The sequence below is a fragment of the Corynebacterium pollutisoli genome (assembly GCF_900177745.1).
GTDB lineage: Bacteria > Actinomycetota > Actinomycetes > Mycobacteriales > Mycobacteriaceae > Corynebacterium > Corynebacterium pollutisoli.
Genome location: NZ_FXAR01000010.1, coordinates 25,481 through 42,481, shown reverse-complemented (window position 1 = coordinate 42,481; position 17,001 = coordinate 25,481). Strand labels below are relative to the sequence as shown.

Sequence of the window (17,001 nt, the reverse complement as noted above, 5' to 3'; positions counted from 1 at the left end):
TGCCCCGTAACGCGGGCTACCATCGGGTGTGTGACCTCCACTACGTACGCTTCCCCCCTGCTCGATCGACCCGGTGCCGCTGCCCTGCAGGACACCGACACGCTTCTCAACGCCACCGGCGTCGCCTGGCACTACGGGGATCCGCTCGGGGAACAGCGCCATGCGCAGTCCGGCACGATCACCGTCGACCGCTCCCACCGCCGGGTGGCGCAGGTGACGGGCCCGGACGCGGCCGAGTTCCTCAACAATCTGCTGTCCCAGAAGCTTCTCGACGTCCCCGTCGGTTACGCCGCCTCCGCCCTCGACCTCGACATCCAGGGCCATATCCTCCACCACGCCGATGTCCTGCGCACGGAGGAGGGCTTCCTCCTCGACCTGCCGGCCGGGCAGTTCGAGTCCTTCCTGTCGTTCCTGCAGAAGATGATCTTCTGGTCCCAGGTGGAGATCGCGGAGGCGGATCTGGCGGTGCTCACCCTGCTGGGCGCGCCGGTCGAGGTGCCGGAGGGGGTGCTGGTGCGGGAGGGATCGTGGACCACCATGCAGCGCCGTGACCTGCTGGTTCCGCGCGCGGACCTGGTGGCGGTGGTCGAGGCCCTCTTGGCGGAGGGCGTCCGGCTGGCGGGGCTCATGGCCTTCACCGCCGAACGCGTGCGCGCCCTTGAACCGGAGCGGGGCATCGACCTCGACGACAAGTCCATCCCCCACGAGGTGCCCGCCTGGATCGGCCGGGAGGAGCGCCCGGGGGCGGTGCATCTGGATAAGGGTTGTTACCGCGGCCAGGAGACGGTCGCCCGGGTGGAGAACCTGGGCCGCTCTCCGCGCGTGCTCGTCATGCTGCAGCTCGACGGTTCCGCACCGGAGGCCCCCACCCCCGGATCGGACATCGTCGGCCCCGCCGGCGGCCGGGCCCTGGGGCGGTTGGGCACCGTCGTCCACGACTGCGACTTCGGCCCCGTCGCGCTCGCCGTGATCAAGCGTTCGGCCCTGGAGCAGGAGCTGCAGGTCGGGGACGTGTCCGTCATGGTCGATCCGACGTCACTGCCGGAGGAGCGCGGTGAGCAGGCGGGCCGGGCGGCGGTGGAGAGGCTGCGGGGGCGTCGCTAAGCACCCGCTAACGGTCGGCGACCTTTCTTCGCCAACTTCGCAGACGCCACCCCCGGCCACCCCCGGATTCGTCACAGTGATCTTGTGTTTTTCTCTATCTGTCCCTCAATTGCCATGCTCAGCGACCCGGTGAGGCATTTTCCAACCATTCACGCTATTGTGTTCTTCAGGAATACACACAGACGTAAAGCCGATGGGGCATCCGAATTCCCTGGATCGCCCTCACATACCTCAAGGGGGTCAGGCCATGGGACGCGGTCGCGCAAAGGCAAAGCAGACCAAGGTTGCACGCCAGCTCAAGTACAACACGCCCGAAATGGATCTGGACTCACTCCAGCGCGAACTCGCTTCGCAGAGTCCTCGCCGTTCCTACGATGACGCTGGAGTCGATGACGACCAGGACGATCAGTACGCCGAGTACGCGGACTGGTCCGATGAGGATGAGGACGACCCGCAGGGTGCGTCCTACTCCGGCCGCTGACACCGGTCAGACAAAAGGCGCGGTCACCGTCACAGGTGCCGCGCCTTTGTCGTGCCGGGGGCCATGTTCCCCCGGCGAAACGTGCGCCGGTCAGTAGCCGGGGTGCTCGCCCCCGAGGATGGCGCGCTGGGTCTCGCCGACGGTGGCGGCGCGGACGGTGCCGAGCTCCCAGGCGTCGATGTGACGGGCGGTGAGCATGGCCAGGGCGCGGTCGCGGTCCTCCGGGGACACGATGGCGACCATACCGACACCCATGTTGAAGGTCTTCTCCATCTCCTCGCGCGGGACCTTGCCCAGGTCGGCGATGGTGCGGAAGATCTGGCCCGGGGTCCAGGTGGCGCGGTTCATCTCGGCGACCAGGCCCTCGGGGATGATGCGCTCCATGTTGCCGGCCAGGCCACCGCCGGTGACGTGGCAGAAGGTACGGACGTGGCACTCGGCGGCCAGGGCCAGGCAGTCCTTGGCGTAGATGCGGGTCGGCTCGAGCAGCTCCTCACCGAGGGTGCGGCCCAGCTCCTCGACGTAGCCGTCGAGCGGCAGGCCGGCCTTCTCCAGGAGGACGTGGCGGGCGAGGGAGTAGCCGTTGGAGTGCAGGCCGGAGGAGGCCATGCCGATGATGATGTCGCCGGAGCGCACCAGGTGGGGGCCGAGCAGCTCGTCGGCCTCAACGACGCCGACGGCGGTGGCGGAGACGTCGTAGTGGCCCGGCTCCATGACGCCGGGGTGCTCGGCGGTCTCGCCACCGAGGAGGGCGCAACCGGCCTGGACGCAACCCTCGGCGATGCCGGCGACGATCTGCGCGACATGCTCGGGGACGACCTTGCCGATGGCGATGTAGTCCTGCAGGAACAGCGGCTCGGCACCGCAGACGACGAGGTCGTCGACGCACATGGCGACGAGGTCGATGCCGATGGTGTCGTGCTTGTCCATGGCCTGGGCGACGGCGAGCTTGGTGCCCACGCCGTCGGAGCCGGCGGCCAGGAGCGGCTCCTTGTACTTGCCGAGCGCGAAGAGGCCGGCGAAGCCACCGAGTCCGCCGCGGACCTCCGGCCGGGTGGCACGCTTGGCCAGCGGGGCGAAAAGCTCGACGGCGCGGTCGCCGGCCTCGATGTCGACTCCGGCGGCGGCGTAGGAGGCACCCTGGTTGTCGGTCATGGGTTCTTCACGTCTCTTTCTGTCAGGAGGTACTAGTTGGCCTGCATCGTGGCCACGAGCTCGGCGTTCTTGTTGCCCGTGGGCAGGCCGAGCGGGTATTTGCCGTCGAAGCAGGCCACGCACAGTTCGTCGCGGGACTGCTCGGTGGCCTCCACCATCTCGTCGATGGTGACGAAGCCGAGGGAGTCGGCGCCGATGGCGGTGCAGATCGACTCGGTGAGCGCGGCGGTGCCGTTGGCGGCGTCGCCGGCGATCGCGTTGGCGATGAGCTCACCCGGGCTGGCGAAGTCGATGCCGTAGAAGCACGGCCACTTCACCGGCGGGGAGGCGATCCGGACGTGCACCTCGGCGGCGCCGGCCTCACGCAGCATGCGGATGAGCGCGCGCTGGGTGTTGCCGCGGACGATGGAGTCGTCCACCACGATGAGCTTCTTCCCGGCGATGACCTGCTTCAGCGGGTTGAGCTTGAGGCGGATGCCCAGCTGGCGCAGGGTCTGGGACGGCTGGATGAAGGTGCGGCCGACGTAGGCGTTCTTCACCAGGCCCTGGCCGAAGGGGATGCCCGATTCGCGGGCGTAGCCGACGGCGGCCGGGGTGCCGGAGTCGGGCACCGGGATGACGAGGTCACCCTCGGCGGGGTGCTCGCGCGCCAGACGGCGGCCGATCTCGATGCGGGTCGCGTTGACGGAGCGCTTGCGGATCACCGTGTCGGGGCGCGCCAGGTAGACGTACTCGAAGATGCAGCCCTTGTGGGTGGTCTCCGCGAAGCGCTCGCTGCGCACACCGGCGGCGTCGACGGCCACGAGCTCACCGGGCTCGATCTCGCGGACGAAGGCGGCGCCGACGATGTCGAGGGCACACGTCTCGGAGGCGATGACCCAGCCGCGGTCGAGGCGGCCGAGGACGAGCGGGCGCACGCCGTGCGGGTCACGGGCGGCGTAGAGGGTCTTGCCGTCGGTGAAGGTGAGGCAGAAGGCACCCTTGACCTTGGGCAGGAGCTCCTGCGCGGACTCGAAGACGGTCTTGCCGTCGCGGACGGAGTCGGCGAGCAGGGCGGTGATGACGGCGGTGTCGGAGCACGCCTCCTCGGTGTCGCCCGCGAACTCGCCGAGACCGCGGTCGACGGCCTCCCGGCGCAGCTCGATGGGGTTGACCAGGTTGCCGTTGTGTCCGAGAGCGACGTCGGTGCCGTCGGGGGAGGTGCGGAACATCGGCTGGACGTTCTCCCACTTCTTGCCACCGGCGGTGGAGTAGCGGGTGTGTCCGAGGGCGATGTCGCCGTGCAGGGAGCTCAGGATGGATTCGTCGAAGACCTGGGACACCAGTCCCATGTCCTTGAACACGACGATGCGCTCGCCGTCGCCGACTGCGATGCCGGCGGCCTCCTGGCCGCGGTGCTGCAGGGCGAACAGGCCGAAGTAGGTCAGCTTGGCGACTTCCTCGCCAGGGGCCCAGACGCCGAAAACTCCGCACTCCTCGCGCGGTTCGGTCTCGCCGCGGTCATCCAACGGGGCGAGAGGGGCAGAATCGGTCCGGGAACGGTCCTTAATTACCACGCCCACCACTGTAGTCTCTCAAGTCCTCACACACTAATGACCGGCAGGAGCCCCGCCACCTCCCCCACCCGGGGTCCGGAGGCGTCGACGAGGCCGCGGGCGAGGGCGTCGTCGAGAAGCATCTGTCCGGTGGCCAGCTGCAGCCAGGTGAGCGGATCGGTCTCGAAGACGTTGGGCGGGGTGCCGCGCGTGTGCGCGGGGCCGTCGATGCACTGGACGGCGACGAACGGCGGGACGCGCAGTTCGACGGATTTCCCGGGCGCTTTCTTCGCCAGGGTGCGGGCGGTGGTGCGGACGGCGTCGGCGAGTGCGGCACGCGGGGGCTTGTCGACGCCCACCGGGTCCTTCACCCACTCCAGAACTTCGCAAGGCAGCATAGATCGAGTCTAGTAAGGTAACACCGAACACCACCAGAGTTCGTTCAGAGAAAGCCTGTCCGCATGCCGAACAACCACAAGTCCCCGAGGGTCACCCTCCGTTTCCTCGCCGCGCCCACCGACGTACTCATGGCAGGCAACCAGGGTGTCAGCGGCGGACGCGTCCTGGAGTGGATCGACAAGGCCGCCTACGCCTGTGCCGTCCAGTGGTCGGGCACCTACTGTGTCACCGCCTACGTCGGCCACATCCACTTCAACCGCCCCATCCCCTCCGGACACATGGTGGAGGTGCGGTCCCGCATCGCGATGACCGGCCGGTCCTCCATGCACATCGTCAACGAGGTCTTCTCCGCAGACCCGCGCGAGGGCAAGTTCACCCGCGCCTGCGACTGCCTCGTCATCTTCGTCGCCAAGGACACCGCCACGGGCAAGACCCAGGCCGTGCCGGAGTTCGTCCCCGAGACCGACGAGGAGCGCCGCGTCCTCGACGCCGCCCTGTCCCGCATCGACCTGCGCAAGGCCATCGAGACCGAGATGGAGCAGCAGACCTACAACGGCCCGAGTGAGGCCCCGCGGCTCATCCACCGCTTCCTGGCCAAGCCGACCGACATCAACTGGGGCGGCAAGGTCCACGGCGGCACCGCCATGGAGTGGATCGACGAGGCCGGCGCCGCCTGCACCATGGAATGGTCCGGCGAGCACACCGTCGCCGTCTACGCCGGCGGCATCCGCTTCTACCGCCCCATCGCCATCGGTGACCTCATCGAGGTCGACGCCCGCATGATGCGTACCGACGCCCGCTCCATGCAGATGTCCGTCCACGTCCGCTCCGGCAACCCGCGCGGCGGCCGCGAGAACCTGCAGACCGCCATCCACGCCACCGTCACCTACCTGGCGATGGACACCGACGGCAACGCGCTGCCCGCCCGCCAGTTCACCCCCCGCACCACGGAGGACGTCCGACTGGCCGAGCACGCCCAGAAGCTGCGCGAGCTGCGTTCCGAGTACGCCCCGATGCCGCTCGTCCCGCAGAGCACCCCGCTGCACATCGACTAGCCACCTCTGCAGGGGAGTTCCTGCAGCGCTAGAGGAAGTGCTGCACCGCCATCCCGGCGGCGACGCACATCATGGCGACGCCGGCCACCCCGGTGAGGATGCGCGAGGCCCGCTCCGAGCCCGCCAGCACCTTCCCGGCGAAAACGCCCAGCAACGCGTAGACGGCCAATGCCGAGGCGATGAACACCAGGCCGAGGACGAACATCTGCGTCCACACCGGCCAGCCGCCGTCGCCGACGAACTGCGGCAGCAGCGCGATGAAGAGCATGAGACCCTTCGGGTTGAGCCCGCTGACCGCGGCGCCGGTGGCCAGCACCTTCGTGCGTTTCTCGACGCCCGTCTCCGCCCGCACCCGGGTGAGCGTGGCCACTCCCCCGCCGCCCGACGCGGCCTCGGGGTCGGCGGTGTCAACCTCCACGGACACGGGGCCGTCGAGGGCCGCGCGGAGCATCTGCCAGCCGATCCGCAGCAGGACCACGATGCCGGCGAGGGTGACCACGGTGAGCAGGGCCGGGTGGCGGGCCACCAACGCCCCGAGACCACCCGCGACGACGGTGGTCAGGCCCAGGTAGCCGAGCCCGATGCCGAGGAGCGGCCAGAGCAGGGGGCGACGTCGGAAAGCATGGCCGAGGACGAACGCCCAGTCGGGGCCCGGCGTGACGATCAGCAGGAGGCTGACCGCGAAGAAGCTCATGAGGTCCGTGGTGTCCATGCCGGATATCGTGCCTGTCCGGCGGCCTGCGCGATACTTCCGGCCTTTTCATTTACCCGCAGACTCAATCACGGAGTTTATGACAGAATCGGCCACATGGATGAGGTTGACCGCAAGATTCTGTCACTGGTGCAGTCGAATGCGCGGATCACCGCCGCGGAGCTGGCGCACCAGACGGGGGCGTCGTCAAGCACGTGTCTGCGGCGGCTGCGCGGCCTGGAACGGGACAAGGTGATCACGGGATTCCACACCCGGCTCGATCCGGCGGCGGTGGGCTACGGGACGCAGGTGATCGCATTCATCACCCTCGACCGGGAGGACCGGGCGACCGTGGCCGCCCTCGAGGACAGGCTCGCCGCGCTGCCACAGGTGCTCTCGGCGGAGCGGCTGTTCGGCGACCCGGACTTCCTCGTGCGGGTGGTCGCCCGCGATCTGGCCGACTACCAGCGGCTGCGCGATGAACACCTCAGTGAGCTGCCGGGGGTCGCGCGGATCACGTCGACGCTGGTGATGCGGGAGATCGTCAGGGACGGGCCGATCCCGCTCTAGCTAGACCACCACCATCCACACGGCCACCTGGTGAACGGCCGCGGCGATGATGGTCGCGGTGTGGAAGTGCTCGTGATAGCCGTAGATCCGCGCCCGCCGCCCGGGCCAGCGGAAGCCGTAGACCAGGGCGCCGAGGGAGTAGATGACCCCGCCGGCGAACAGCAGCCACACCACTGCCGGCCCCGCGGTCGCCCACAGGGAGGGGATGAGGGGGACGATGAGCCAGCCGAGCACCAGGTAGACGACGACGTCCAGCCAGCGGGGGTGAGTGATCCACACGAGGTTGAGCGCGATACCCAGCGCCGCCCCGGCCCAGGCGACGGCGAGCATCGTCAGCGCCTGGGCCGCCGGAAGGGTGAGCAGGCACAGGGGCGTGTACGTGGCGGCGATGAAGAAGGCGATGGTGGCGTGATCGGCCCGCCGCCACCACGCGACCGTGCGCGCCGAGCGCCAGTGTCCGAGGTGGTAGGCGGCGGAGACACCGAAGAGGATGACGACGCCGACGGCGTAGACCGTGACCCCGAGGGCATTGCCCCAGGCCAGGGTCATCCACGCGTAGGTGGACAGGACGGAACCGCCGATGACGGAGGCCAGCGCCGCGAAGAAGTGGAACCAGCCGCGCGTCACGGGCCGGGGTCCCCGGTTGAACACCTCCCGGGTGAGGGTGATCGTCTCTGACACCATGGACCTTCCCTACCGTAAGTTACGGTTGCGTAGGCCACGTTACTCCCGGACCCCGGAATCGGCAACGCCCTGCCCCGGACCAGGGCCGGGACAGGGCGTCTACAAGCGGGCTACTCGACGACCGAGTTGGCACCCACGGCGTGACCGAAGAGGTCCGGCAGGGTGGCCTTCCAGGCGTCCTTGAGCTCGTCGATGTTGACGGTGGTGCCGCCGAAGGTCAGCTCGCGCCCCTCGGTGGTCTCACCGATGCGGACGGCCGGGACACCGAACTCCGCGGCGCGCTCGAGCACCCCGTCGACGCGGTCGGCGGTGGTGGCCACCAGCACGCGGGACGCGGACTCGGAGAACAGCGCCACGAACTCGTCCTCGTGGACACCGGCGAGGTCGAGGGAGACGCCGCCGTCGTAACGGAACGCCATCTCGGCGACAGCCTGTGCCAGGCCACCCTCGGAGAGGTCGTGCGCGGCGGTGACCAGGTTGTTGCCCACGAAGAAGTCGGCCAGGCGCTCCTCGTCGGCGAGGTCGACCTGCGGGGGCAGGCCGCTGAGGCCGCCGCCGGTGATCTGCTGCCAGATGGAACCGCCGAACTCGTCACGGGTCTCGCCCAGGAGGACGAGCACCTCCGGCTCGGAGACAGAACCGAGGTCGTGGCCGATGGCGTCGTGGACGTCCTCGATGACGCCGAGTACACCGACGACCGGGGTCGGCAGGATCGGGGTGTCACCGGTCTGGTTGTAGAAGGAGACGTTGCCGCCGGAGACCGGGATACCCAGCTCCTTGGCACCGTCGGCCAGGCCGTGGACGGCCTCGCGGAACTGCCACATGACGTCCGAATTCTCCGGGGAACCGAAGTTGAGGCAGTTGGTCACGGCCACCGGGCGGGCGCCGGTGACGGCGACGTTGCGGTAGGCCTCGGCCAGGGCCAGGCGGGCGCCGGTGCGCGGGTCCAGCTTGGTGTAGCGGCCGGAGGCGTCGGCGGAGATGGCGACGCCGCGGTTGTTCTCCTCGTTGATGCGCAGGACACCGGCGTCGGAGTACTTCGCCTTGACGGTGTTGCCGCGGACGTAGCGGTCGTACTGCTCGGTGATGAAGTCACGGGAGCACAGCGCCGGGGAGGACACCATGTCGAACAGGGCCTGCTTCAGGTCCGCCGGCCGCTCGACCGGGGTGTACTCCTGCAGCTCGTCCTGCCACTCGGGGCGGGCGAAGGGGCGCTCGTAGACCGGGCCCTCATCGATGGTGGACGGCGGGGCGTCGATGACGGTCTCGCCGTTGTGGACGACGACGTAGCGGTCCTTCTCGTCGGTGACCTCGCCGATCTCGGCGCAGATGACGTCCCACTTGGCGCAGATGGCCTCGAACTTCTCGACGTTCTCCGGGGTCACCACAGCGCACATGCGCTCCTGGGACTCGGAGGCGAGGATCTCGGCGGCGGTCATGTTCTCGGCGCGCAGCGGCACGGTGTCGAGGTTGACGCGCATGCCACCGTCACCGGCGGCCGCCAGCTCGGAGGTGGCGCAGGCGAGGCCGCCGCCACCCAGGTCCTGGATACCGACGACGACGCCGGCCTGGTACAGCTCGAGGCAGCACTCGATGAGGACCTTCTCGGCGAAGGGGTCACCGACCTGCACGGCCGGGAGCTTGCGCTCCGCACCCTCCTCGAAGGACTCGGAGCCGAGGACGGAGACGCCGCCGATGCCGTCGAGACCCGTGCGGGAACCGAAGAGCATCACCTTGTTGCCGGTACCCGAGGCGAAGGCCAGCTTGAGGTCCTCCACCTTGAGGGTGCCCACGCACAGGGCGTTGACCAGCGGGTTACCGGCGTAGGCCTCGTCGAAGACGGTCTCGCCGCCGATGTTCGGCAGACCGAGGGAGTTGCCGTAGCCGCCGATGCCGTGGACGACACCCGGCAGGACGCGACCGGTGTCCGGGGCGTCGGCCGGGCCGAAGCGCAGCTGGTCCATCACGGCGATCGGGCGGGCGCCCATGGCCATGATGTCGCGGACGATGCCGCCGACGCCGGTGGCCGCACCCTGGTACGGCTCGACGAAGGACGGGTGGTTGTGGGACTCGACGCGGAAGGTGACGGCGTCGCCGCCGCCGATGTCGACCACGCCGGCGTTCTCGCCGATGCCGGCGAGGATCTTGGAGGCCATCTCCTCGGTGGTGGTCTCACCGAAGTAGCGCAGGTGGACCTTGGAGGACTTGTAGGAACAGTGCTCCGACCACATCACGGAGTAGACGGTGAGCTCCGCGTCGGTGGGGCGACGGCCGAGGATGCTCTTGATCTTGGCGTACTCGTCGTCCTTGAGACCCAGCTCGGCGTAGGGCTGCTCGGTGTCGGGGTGGGCCTGTGCGGCCTCGACGGTGTCGTTCTTGACGGTCATGTAATCAAGCCCTCCTAGGCTGCGATCGTGCCGATGGCGGACAGGAACATTCCCAGGCCGTCGACGGACGGACCGGTGAGCACCTCGACGGCGTGCTCCGGGTGCGGCATGAGGCCGACGACGCGGCCGGTCTCGTTGGTGATGCCGGCGATGGCGTTGAGGGAGCCGTTGTAGTTGTCGGTGTAGCGGAAGACGACGCGGCCCTCCCCCTCGAGCATCTCGATGGTGTCCGGGGTGGCCTGGAAGCGGCCCTCACCGTGCTTGGCGGGGATGAGGATCTTCTGGCCGGCCTCGTAGTTCGAGGTCCACGCGGTGTCGGCGTTGACCACCTCGAGGTAGGTGTCGGTGCAGTGGAAGTGCAGACCCTGGTTGCGGGTCAGGGCACCCGGCAGCAGGCGGGCCTCGGTGAGGACCTGGAAGCCGTTGCAGATGCCCAGGACGGGCATGCCCTTGCCGGCGGCCTCGACGACGGAGGTCATGACCGGGGCGATGGCGGAGATGGCGCCGGAGCGCAGGTAGTCGCCGTAGGAGAAGCCGCCGGGGACGACGACGGCGTCGACGCCCTTGAGGTTGGCGTCGGCGTGCCAGAGGTTGACGACCTCGGCGCCGGCGATGCGCACGGCGCGGGCGGCGTCGACGTCGTCGAGCGTGCCGGGGAAGGTGATGACTCCGATCTTCGCGGTCACTGAGCGACCTCCACACCGACGACCTCGAAGTCCTCGATCACGGTGTTGGCGAGCAGAGTTTCGGCGAGCTTCTCGAGGTCAGCGGTGGTGACGGAGTCGTCCACCTCGAGCTCGAAACGCTTGCCCTGACGTACATCGCTCACGCCGGTGACGCCGATGCGTCCCAGCGCGCGGTGGACAGCCTGTCCCTGGGGGTCGAGGATCTCCGCCTTCGGCATGACATTCACAACAACACGGGCCACAGTTTTCCCTTATCTTCGCCGGAATTGGTCGGTCTCAGCATAGCGCGTCCACGCGTTTCCTAATACTCCGCGAACGCTTTTCCGTTGACGTCACAACCACACCGTCAGTGAACCTCGTGTCACCGTCAGATGACCCGGGGATGAATTCTCCGGCAACGTCAGGTCAAACCTCAAGGATCGGACATCAGACAGCTGAAATCCGCGACTTCTCATCCTGCACACAGGTGAGATCGACGGTCAAGTGTTCGCGGGCACGCTTGTGCACCTGCACATCACGTGCAACCACTTTCCGTCGTTTTCATTCCCCCGAAGGTCTGCCCCACATGTTCCGTCGCACCGCCGGGCTGGCCGCTGCTGAGCTGCCCATCACCTGGGAGGACACCCGCGCCGCCGAGATCGGCGCCATGGCGTCCGTCGAGGGCGAGTACTCCATCGCCTCCTTCAACGTGCTCAACTACTTCACCTCCCTCGGCAAGGATGAGGAGGGCTGCCGCGCCTACAACGACATGTACGGCAACCCCGTCGCCACCAACTACTGCGACGTCCGCGGCGCTTACTCCGTGTCTGCGTTCCAGGACCAGCAGAACAAGATCGTCGCCGCCATCAACGAGCTCGACGTCGACGTCCTGGGCCTCGAGGAGATCGAGAACACCTACGCCCTGACCGGCGACATCGAACGTCGCGACGAGGCCCTGTCCAAGCTCGTCGACGCCCTCAACGCCGCCGCCGGCACCGGGCGCTGGGCCTACGCCGCCTCCCCGGCGACCGTCGGCACCGACGAGGACGTCATCCGCGTCGGCTTCATCTACAACCCGGCCACCGTCGAGACCGTCGGTGAGTCCCGCATCTTCGACGACGCCCGCTTCACCGGCACCGCCCGCCAGCCGCTGGCCCAGGAGTTCCGCGCCGTCGGCGGCGAGGAGACCTTCGTCGCGGTGGTCAACCACTTCAAGTCCAAGGGTTCCGTCGCTCAGGGAGACCAGGACACCGGCGACGGCCAGGGCAACAACGCCACCGTCCGCGCCAACCAGTCCCAGGCCCTCATCGAGCACCTCGGCGACCAGAAGGACTGGACCGAGCTGCCGACCTTCATCCTCGGTGACATCAACGCCTACTCCCGCGAGACCGCGGTGACCGTCCTCGAGACCGCCGGCTACACCAACATCGCCGCCGAGTACGACGCCGCCCACACCACCTATCAGTTCGACGGCAAGCTCGGTTCCCTCGACCACGCCCTCGGCAACGACGCCGCCATGGCTCTGGTGCAGGATGCCCGGATCTGGAACATCAACGCCGATGAGCCGATCGTCTACGAGTACTCCCGCCGCAACTACAACGTGGTCGACTTCCACGAGGACAACTACTTCCGCTCCTCGGACCACGACCCGGTCAAGGTCGGTTTCTCCTTCGGTGGCCGCACCACCCCTGATCCGGTGGACCCGGGCCAGGGCGGCAGCCTCCGCAGCAGCTCCCTGGGTGCGCTGAGCTCCCGCTAGGGGCGAATGCCAGCTAAACCCAAGGTGGGACTCCTAGGTTGGTACGCACGTATCGACCTGAAGGAGTCCCACATGTCTTTCCGCACCTCCGCCGCTGTCGCCACCGCCGTCGGTGCCGCCGGCCTCGCGTTCGTGCCGGTCGCGACCGCGACCCCGGACGGCAACCAGATCGTCATCAACGAGGTCTACTCCAACGGTGCCGGGCTGTCCGGCCCGTATCTCAACGACTTCATCGAGCTGTACAACCCGAGCGACGACCCGATCATTCTCGACGGCATGAGAGTCATCGTCCTGGGTGGTGTCGACGACACGAACTACGGCACCGTGGAACTCGAGGGTGAGCTCGCCGCCGGTGATCACCACCTGCTGAAGCTTAAGAACTCCGCAGCACGCCCCGCTGAGGGCGCGGTGGAGCTGGAGGAGTTCGACGCCGAGGATGCCGATGTGCGTGTCCCGGCCCACAACGCCTCGATTCTGCTCACCTTCGGCGAGTCCACCCTCGATCTCGTCGGCTTCGGCGTGACCGAGCGCTTCGAGGGCGAGGCCGCCCGGGCCGCCGCCCTCGACGAGTCCCTGGCGCGGACCGACGGCGTGGACACCGACGACAACGCCGCCGACTTCACCTCCCAGGAGCCGACCCCGCAGCACTCCACCGGGGAGGCGGAGGACCAGGACGACACGGGCGAGCTGTCCTAGCGGCTGTCCTCCGGGGTCTCCCGCTAGCGCCGCCGGAACGGCCTAATCCGCGAAGTCGCGGTAGTCGCCGGGGTCCGCCCCGGCACCCACGGCGGCGACAGCCGCCTTGAGGAAGTCATTCGCCACCTTCTTGTCCTGCAGGTTACGGCCCGACACCGACAGGCGGATGGTGTTGCCCCGTGCCGCGCCACGTTCAGCGGCGCGGATGACGTTACGACGCCACCACTTCGCCGCACCGAAACCCTCACCGACGGAGAGGTTGCGGCACTGGACGAAGGTGCCGTCGACAAGATTGTGCAGGCCGCGGGTACTGGCCGCCAGGGCGAAACCGAACTCCGGGAGCACCTCGAGGGTGCCGGGCGACATCCGCCACCGGGGCGGGGCGAACATGTCGGTCTCGAAGCCGATCTTCCGCATCTGCCGGGTCGCGCCGGCCACCCGTAGGCGGGCTTCATGGGCCTCGAGGGTGGCGAACTCCGAGCGGCGCCCCTGCACCGCCTGATCGAAGCCGTTGAGGATGAGAGGGCGACCGTCCTCCTGCTGCGCGAGCAGCCAGTCGCGCGTCTTGGCGTCCTTGGCCAGGTGCCAGTTGCCGTCGATGTGCGGCGCCACCAGCAGCGACACCGGAATCCCCTCGGCGTCGAGCGACTTGACCATGCCCGCCACTGCTCCCCTGGTGTCAGAGAAGATACTGGAGATGGATACCAGGAGCCGGCCGCGCATAGGGGCGATTATCGCACGTCCGGCTGGCCCTGTCCTGCCGAGTCACCGTCAGCCACGGACACCGCCCCCGACGTCCGCAGGGTCCACGCGTACTCGAACGCGGTCTGACGCCAGCGGGCGTAGCGGCCGGAGACACCGCCGTGACCGGCACTCATCTCGGTCTTGAGCAGGAACTCGCCGCCGGTGGCGGTGGCCCGCAGCTTCGCGATCCACTTGGCGGGCTCGACGTAGAGCACGCGGGTGTCATGCAGCGACGTGATGGCGATGATGTCCGGGTAGTCCTTCGCCTCGACGTTCTCGTAGGGGGCGTAGGAGGCCATGTAGTCGTAGACCTCGGCGTCGGAGTACGGGTTGCCCCACTCGTCCCACTCGGTGACGGTGAGCGGCAGTTCCGGCTTGAGCATCGAGGTCAGCGGGTCGACGAAGGGCACCACAGCCTGGATGCCGGCGAAACGGTCGGGGGCCATGTTGGCGATGGCACCCATGAGCATGCCGCCAGCCGAGCCGCCCTCGGCGACGAGACGGTCGGGCGCGGTGAGCCCCTTGGCGATGAGCGCGTCGGCCACCGCGATGTAGTCGGTGAACGTGTTCTTCTTGCTCAGCTGCTTGCCGTTGTCGTACCAGCCGCGGCCCATCTCACCACCGCCGCGGACATGAGCGACGGCGAAGATCATGCCGCGGTCCATGAGGGACAGGCGGGAGACGGAGAACCCGGGGTCGATGCTCGACTCGTAGGAGCCGTAGGCGTAGAGCAGCGTCGGGCACGGCTGCGAGCGGTCGAGGTCGGCGCGGTGGACGATGGAGACGGGGATCTCCGCCCCATCCTCCGCGGGCACCCACAGGCGGTAGGCGGTGTAGTCCTCCGGGTTGTAGCCGCCGCGCACCTCCTGCTCCTTGAGCAGGGTGAACTCGCCCGTCGCGACCCGGTAGTCGTACAGCCGGGCCGGGGTGGTGAAGGACCCGTAGGAGATGCGGATGACGGGGGCGTCCCACTCCGGGTTACCCAGGGAACCGGCGGTGTAGAGCTCCTCGTCGAACTCCATCTCGGAGAAATGGCCGTAGCCGGTCTCCGGCAGAACCATGATGGACAGGCGGCCGATGGCGCCGCGTCGATAAGCGGCCACGATGAAGTCGCGGAACGTGTCGACGCCCTCGATGCGCCAGTCGTCGCGGTGCGGGATGAGCACGTTGAGGTCCCGCAGGTGCGGGAGCTCGTCGATGCCGCACTCGCCGACCTCGAAGTTCGCGCCCGAGGCGTTGTGGGTGACGATCCAGCGGCTCTGACCGCCGATCACCGCGTGGTCGACGGCATACTCGATGCCCTTCTGACGCGGCCACAGCACGCGGAACTCGCCCTCCGGGTCGTCCAGCTCCAGGACGCGGGTCTCGGAGGTGATCTTCGAGGCGGCCTCGATGACCAGCCACTTCTCGCAGCGGGTGGTGCCCACGCCGGTGAAGAACTGCTCGTCGTCCTCGCGGTAGACGCACACATCCTCGGCCGGGTCGGTGCCGATGCGGTGCCGCCACACGGAATCCGGGCGCCAGGCGGCGTCGACACGCTGGTAGAACAGGTGCTCCTCCCCCGCCCACGTCGCGCCGTAGTAGATGCCCTCGAGGACATCGGGGAGCAGCTCACCGGTCTGCAGGTCCTTGATGCGCAGGGTGAAACGCTCGTCGCCGGTGGTGTCGACGGAGTACGCCAGGAACCGGCCTGACGTGGTCACCGAGGAGGCACCGAGGGAGAAGAACTCGTGCCCCTCCGCCAGCTCGTTGAGGTCGAGGAGGATCTGCTCCCCCTCCGGGCGGCCCTCCTCCGGGATGACCGGGGCCACCCAGGGATCCTGCCCCTCGGAGACCGGGATGCGGCAGCTCAGGCCGTAATCCTTGCCCTCGATGGTGCGACCGTAGTACCACCAGTCGCCGGCGCGCTGCGGGACGGACATGTCCGTCTCCTTGATGCGCGACCTGATCTCGGAGTAGACCTCCTCGGTGAGATCCTCGAGGTCGGCGGTCTGCTGCTTCGTGTACGCGTTCTCCGCCTCGAGGTGGGCGAGGGTCTCCGGGGACTCCTTGTCGCGCATCCACTCGTAGTCGTCGGTGAACGTCCTGCCGTGGAACTCACGGGTGACGGGGTGGCGCGGGGCGGTCGGCGGCATGAGAGTCATGCCCACCGATCCTAGTCAGCCGCGTTCTACACGCACTCTCCGACCCAGGTGCAGAACTTCTCCCCCGAGAGGCGCTCGTAGGCCTCGATGTAGCGCTCGCGGGTGGCCTCCACGACGGAGCCCGGCAGCGCCGGCGGCGGGGTGTCGTCGGACTGGTTCCAACCGGACTTCGGGGAGGTCAGCCAGTTGCGCACGTACTGCTTGTCGAAGCTCGGCTGCACCTTCCCCTCCTCGTAGCTGTCGGCCGGCCAGTAGCGGGAGGAGTCCGGCGTGAGCACCTCGTCGGCCAGCACGAGGGTGCCGTCCTCGTCGAGGCCGAACTCGAACTTCGTGTCCGCCAGGATGATGCCCTTGGACTCCGCCAGCGCGGCGGCCTCGGAGTAGATGCGCAGGGTCGCGTCGCGGAGTTCCTCCGCGCGCTTCTCACCGAGCTTCTCGACGACCGCGTCAAAGCTCACGTTCTCATCGTGGTCACCGAGCTCCGCCTTGGTGGCCGGGGTGAAGATCGGCTCCGGCAGCTTCGAGGCCTCCACGAGGCCCTCCGGCAGCTCGATGCCGCAGACGGCGCCGTCGGCCTGGTACTCCTTGAGGCCCGAACCCGTGAGGTAACCGCGGGCGACGCACTCGAACGGCAGCATCTTCAGCTTCTTGACGATGAGCGCCCGACCCAGCACCTCCTCCGGGATCCGCGGATCGTCGATCGGCCCGGCCAGGTGGTTCGGGAAATCGATCGCGTTGAAGAAGAACACGCTCATCGCGGTGAGCACGCGACCCTTGTCCGGGATCTCGGGATCCAGGATGTGGTCGTAGGCCGAGATGCGGTCGGAGACCACCATCAGCAGGGTGTTGTCATCAACCTCGTAGATCTCGCGGACCTTGCCGGCGGAGATGTGGTTGTAGTCGGACAGCTCAGGACGCATGACTGGGGAGTC

The 17,001-nt window shown here is 68.3% G+C and carries 16 protein-coding genes and 1 pseudogene; 6 read left to right on the top strand and 11 right to left on the bottom strand.

The features are described 5' to 3' along the window. Positions 1 to 30: 30 nt before the first annotated feature. Positions 31 to 1,104 (top strand): CAF17-like 4Fe-4S cluster assembly/insertion protein YgfZ, encoded by a 1,074-nt coding sequence (gene ygfZ, locus B9Y70_RS11695; RefSeq protein WP_085550446.1) that lies wholly within the window; start codon positions 31 to 33, stop codon positions 1,102 to 1,104. A gap of 247 nt (positions 1,105 to 1,351) precedes the next feature. Continuing rightward, complete coding sequence (locus B9Y70_RS11690) at positions 1,352 to 1,585, top strand: DUF3073 domain-containing protein (RefSeq protein ID WP_085550445.1); 234 nt, start codon at positions 1,352 to 1,354, stop codon at positions 1,583 to 1,585. Positions 1,586 to 1,675: 90 nt separating this feature from the next. On the opposite strand, the gene purM is transcribed toward B9Y70_RS11690, so the two are convergent. From purM to B9Y70_RS11675, 3 genes are read right to left on the bottom strand one after another with little or no spacing between them, the layout of a single operon-like run. Then, on the bottom strand, positions 1,676 to 2,740 hold the full coding sequence (gene purM, locus B9Y70_RS11685) for a phosphoribosylformylglycinamidine cyclo-ligase (RefSeq protein WP_085550444.1): 1,065 nt from the start codon (positions 2,738 to 2,740) through the stop codon (positions 1,676 to 1,678). A gap of 32 nt (positions 2,741 to 2,772) precedes the next feature. Continuing rightward, positions 2,773 to 4,296, bottom strand: coding sequence for an amidophosphoribosyltransferase (gene purF, locus B9Y70_RS11680; RefSeq protein ID WP_085550478.1), 1,524 nt, complete (start codon positions 4,294 to 4,296; stop codon positions 2,773 to 2,775). 26 nt (positions 4,297 to 4,322) lie between these two features. Then, complete coding sequence (locus tag B9Y70_RS11675; RefSeq protein WP_085550443.1) at positions 4,323 to 4,673, bottom strand: sterol carrier family protein; 351 nt, start codon at positions 4,671 to 4,673, stop codon at positions 4,323 to 4,325. Between the two features lie 63 nt (positions 4,674 to 4,736). On the opposite strand from B9Y70_RS11675, the gene B9Y70_RS11670 reads away from it, so the two are divergent. Next, entirely contained in the window at positions 4,737 to 5,729 is a 993-nt protein-coding gene (locus B9Y70_RS11670; RefSeq protein ID WP_085550442.1) for an acyl-CoA thioesterase, read from the top strand. A 28-nt stretch (positions 5,730 to 5,757) separates the two neighbouring features. Here the strand turns inward: B9Y70_RS11670 and B9Y70_RS11665 are convergent, their stop codons facing one another. After that, positions 5,758 to 6,441, bottom strand: a complete 684-nt coding sequence (locus tag B9Y70_RS11665) for a LysE family translocator (protein ID WP_085550441.1) — start codon at positions 6,439 to 6,441, stop codon at positions 5,758 to 5,760. A gap of 96 nt (positions 6,442 to 6,537) precedes the next feature. On the opposite strand from B9Y70_RS11665, the gene B9Y70_RS11660 reads away from it, so the two are divergent. Then, positions 6,538 to 6,990 (top strand): Lrp/AsnC family transcriptional regulator, encoded by a 453-nt coding sequence (locus B9Y70_RS11660; RefSeq protein ID WP_085550440.1) that lies wholly within the window; start codon positions 6,538 to 6,540, stop codon positions 6,988 to 6,990. On the opposite strand, the gene trhA is transcribed toward B9Y70_RS11660, so the two are convergent. The 4 genes from trhA to purS all read right to left on the bottom strand — a co-directional run bounded on the left by trhA (position 6,991) and on the right by purS (position 10,989). Then, entirely contained in the window at positions 6,991 to 7,674 is a 684-nt protein-coding gene (trhA, locus tag B9Y70_RS11655; RefSeq protein ID WP_085550439.1) for a PAQR family membrane homeostasis protein TrhA, read from the bottom strand. A gap of 110 nt (positions 7,675 to 7,784) precedes the next feature. Then, entirely contained in the window at positions 7,785 to 10,061 is a 2,277-nt protein-coding gene (purL, locus tag B9Y70_RS11650; protein ID WP_085550438.1) for a phosphoribosylformylglycinamidine synthase subunit PurL, read from the bottom strand. Between the two features lie 14 nt (positions 10,062 to 10,075). Next, on the bottom strand, positions 10,076 to 10,747 hold the full coding sequence (gene purQ / locus B9Y70_RS11645) for a phosphoribosylformylglycinamidine synthase subunit PurQ (protein ID WP_085550437.1): 672 nt from the start codon (positions 10,745 to 10,747) through the stop codon (positions 10,076 to 10,078). Next, positions 10,744 to 10,989, bottom strand: coding sequence for a phosphoribosylformylglycinamidine synthase subunit PurS (purS, locus tag B9Y70_RS11640; RefSeq protein ID WP_085550436.1), 246 nt, complete (start codon positions 10,987 to 10,989; stop codon positions 10,744 to 10,746). The genes purQ and purS overlap by 4 nt, the downstream gene beginning before the upstream one ends. A 335-nt stretch (positions 10,990 to 11,324) precedes the next feature. Between purS and B9Y70_RS11635 the strand changes: the two are divergent. Further along, positions 11,325 to 12,485 (top strand): annotated as a pseudogene (locus B9Y70_RS11635) (ExeM/NucH family extracellular endonuclease); the annotation flags it as partial. 72 nt (positions 12,486 to 12,557) lie between these two features. Beyond that, positions 12,558 to 13,181 (top strand): hypothetical protein, encoded by a 624-nt coding sequence (locus tag B9Y70_RS11630; RefSeq protein WP_085550435.1) that lies wholly within the window; start codon positions 12,558 to 12,560, stop codon positions 13,179 to 13,181. A gap of 42 nt (positions 13,182 to 13,223) precedes the next feature. Here B9Y70_RS11630 and B9Y70_RS11625 read toward each other — a convergent pair whose 3' ends face one another. Genes B9Y70_RS11625 through B9Y70_RS11615 form a run of 3 tightly spaced genes read right to left on the bottom strand, consistent with a single transcriptional unit; the run spans position 13,224 to position 16,989 of the window. After that, positions 13,224 to 13,904: a DUF2334 domain-containing protein gene (locus B9Y70_RS11625; RefSeq protein ID WP_085550434.1), complete on the bottom strand. Its 681-nt coding sequence runs from the start codon at positions 13,902 to 13,904 to the stop codon at positions 13,224 to 13,226. A gap of 8 nt (positions 13,905 to 13,912) precedes the next feature. Then, positions 13,913 to 16,069, bottom strand: a complete 2,157-nt coding sequence (locus B9Y70_RS11620; protein ID WP_085550433.1) for a S9 family peptidase — start codon at positions 16,067 to 16,069, stop codon at positions 13,913 to 13,915. A gap of 26 nt (positions 16,070 to 16,095) precedes the next feature. After that, entirely contained in the window at positions 16,096 to 16,989 is an 894-nt protein-coding gene (locus tag B9Y70_RS11615; RefSeq protein WP_085550432.1) for a phosphoribosylaminoimidazolesuccinocarboxamide synthase, read from the bottom strand. Between the last annotated feature and the right edge of the window lie 12 nt (positions 16,990 to 17,001).

Bases quoted from the DNA above. Each gene is read 5' to 3' on its own strand.
- B9Y70_RS11690 (WP_085550445.1), top strand. From the start codon at position 1,352: ATGGGACGCGGTCGCGCAAAGGCAAAGCAGACCAAGGTTGCACGCCAG.
- purM (WP_085550444.1), bottom strand. From the start codon at position 2,740: ATGACCGACAACCAGGGTGCCTCCTACGCCGCCGCCGGAGTCGACATC.
- B9Y70_RS11675 (WP_085550443.1), bottom strand. From the start codon at position 4,673: ATGCTGCCTTGCGAAGTTCTGGAGTGGGTGAAGGACCCGGTGGGCGTC.
- B9Y70_RS11670 (WP_085550442.1), top strand. From the start codon at position 4,737: ATGCCGAACAACCACAAGTCCCCGAGGGTCACCCTCCGTTTCCTCGCC.
- B9Y70_RS11665 (WP_085550441.1), bottom strand. From the start codon at position 6,441: ATGGACACCACGGACCTCATGAGCTTCTTCGCGGTCAGCCTCCTGCTG.
- B9Y70_RS11660 (WP_085550440.1), top strand. From the start codon at position 6,538: ATGGATGAGGTTGACCGCAAGATTCTGTCACTGGTGCAGTCGAATGCG.
- trhA (WP_085550439.1), bottom strand. From the start codon at position 7,674: ATGGTGTCAGAGACGATCACCCTCACCCGGGAGGTGTTCAACCGGGGA.
- purL (WP_085550438.1), bottom strand. From the start codon at position 10,061: ATGACCGTCAAGAACGACACCGTCGAGGCCGCACAGGCCCACCCCGAC.
- B9Y70_RS11630 (WP_085550435.1), top strand. From the start codon at position 12,558: ATGTCTTTCCGCACCTCCGCCGCTGTCGCCACCGCCGTCGGTGCCGCC.
- B9Y70_RS11625 (WP_085550434.1), bottom strand. From the start codon at position 13,904: ATGCGCGGCCGGCTCCTGGTATCCATCTCCAGTATCTTCTCTGACACC.
- B9Y70_RS11620 (WP_085550433.1), bottom strand. From the start codon at position 16,069: ATGACTCTCATGCCGCCGACCGCCCCGCGCCACCCCGTCACCCGTGAG.
- B9Y70_RS11615 (WP_085550432.1), bottom strand. From the start codon at position 16,989: ATGCGTCCTGAGCTGTCCGACTACAACCACATCTCCGCCGGCAAGGTC.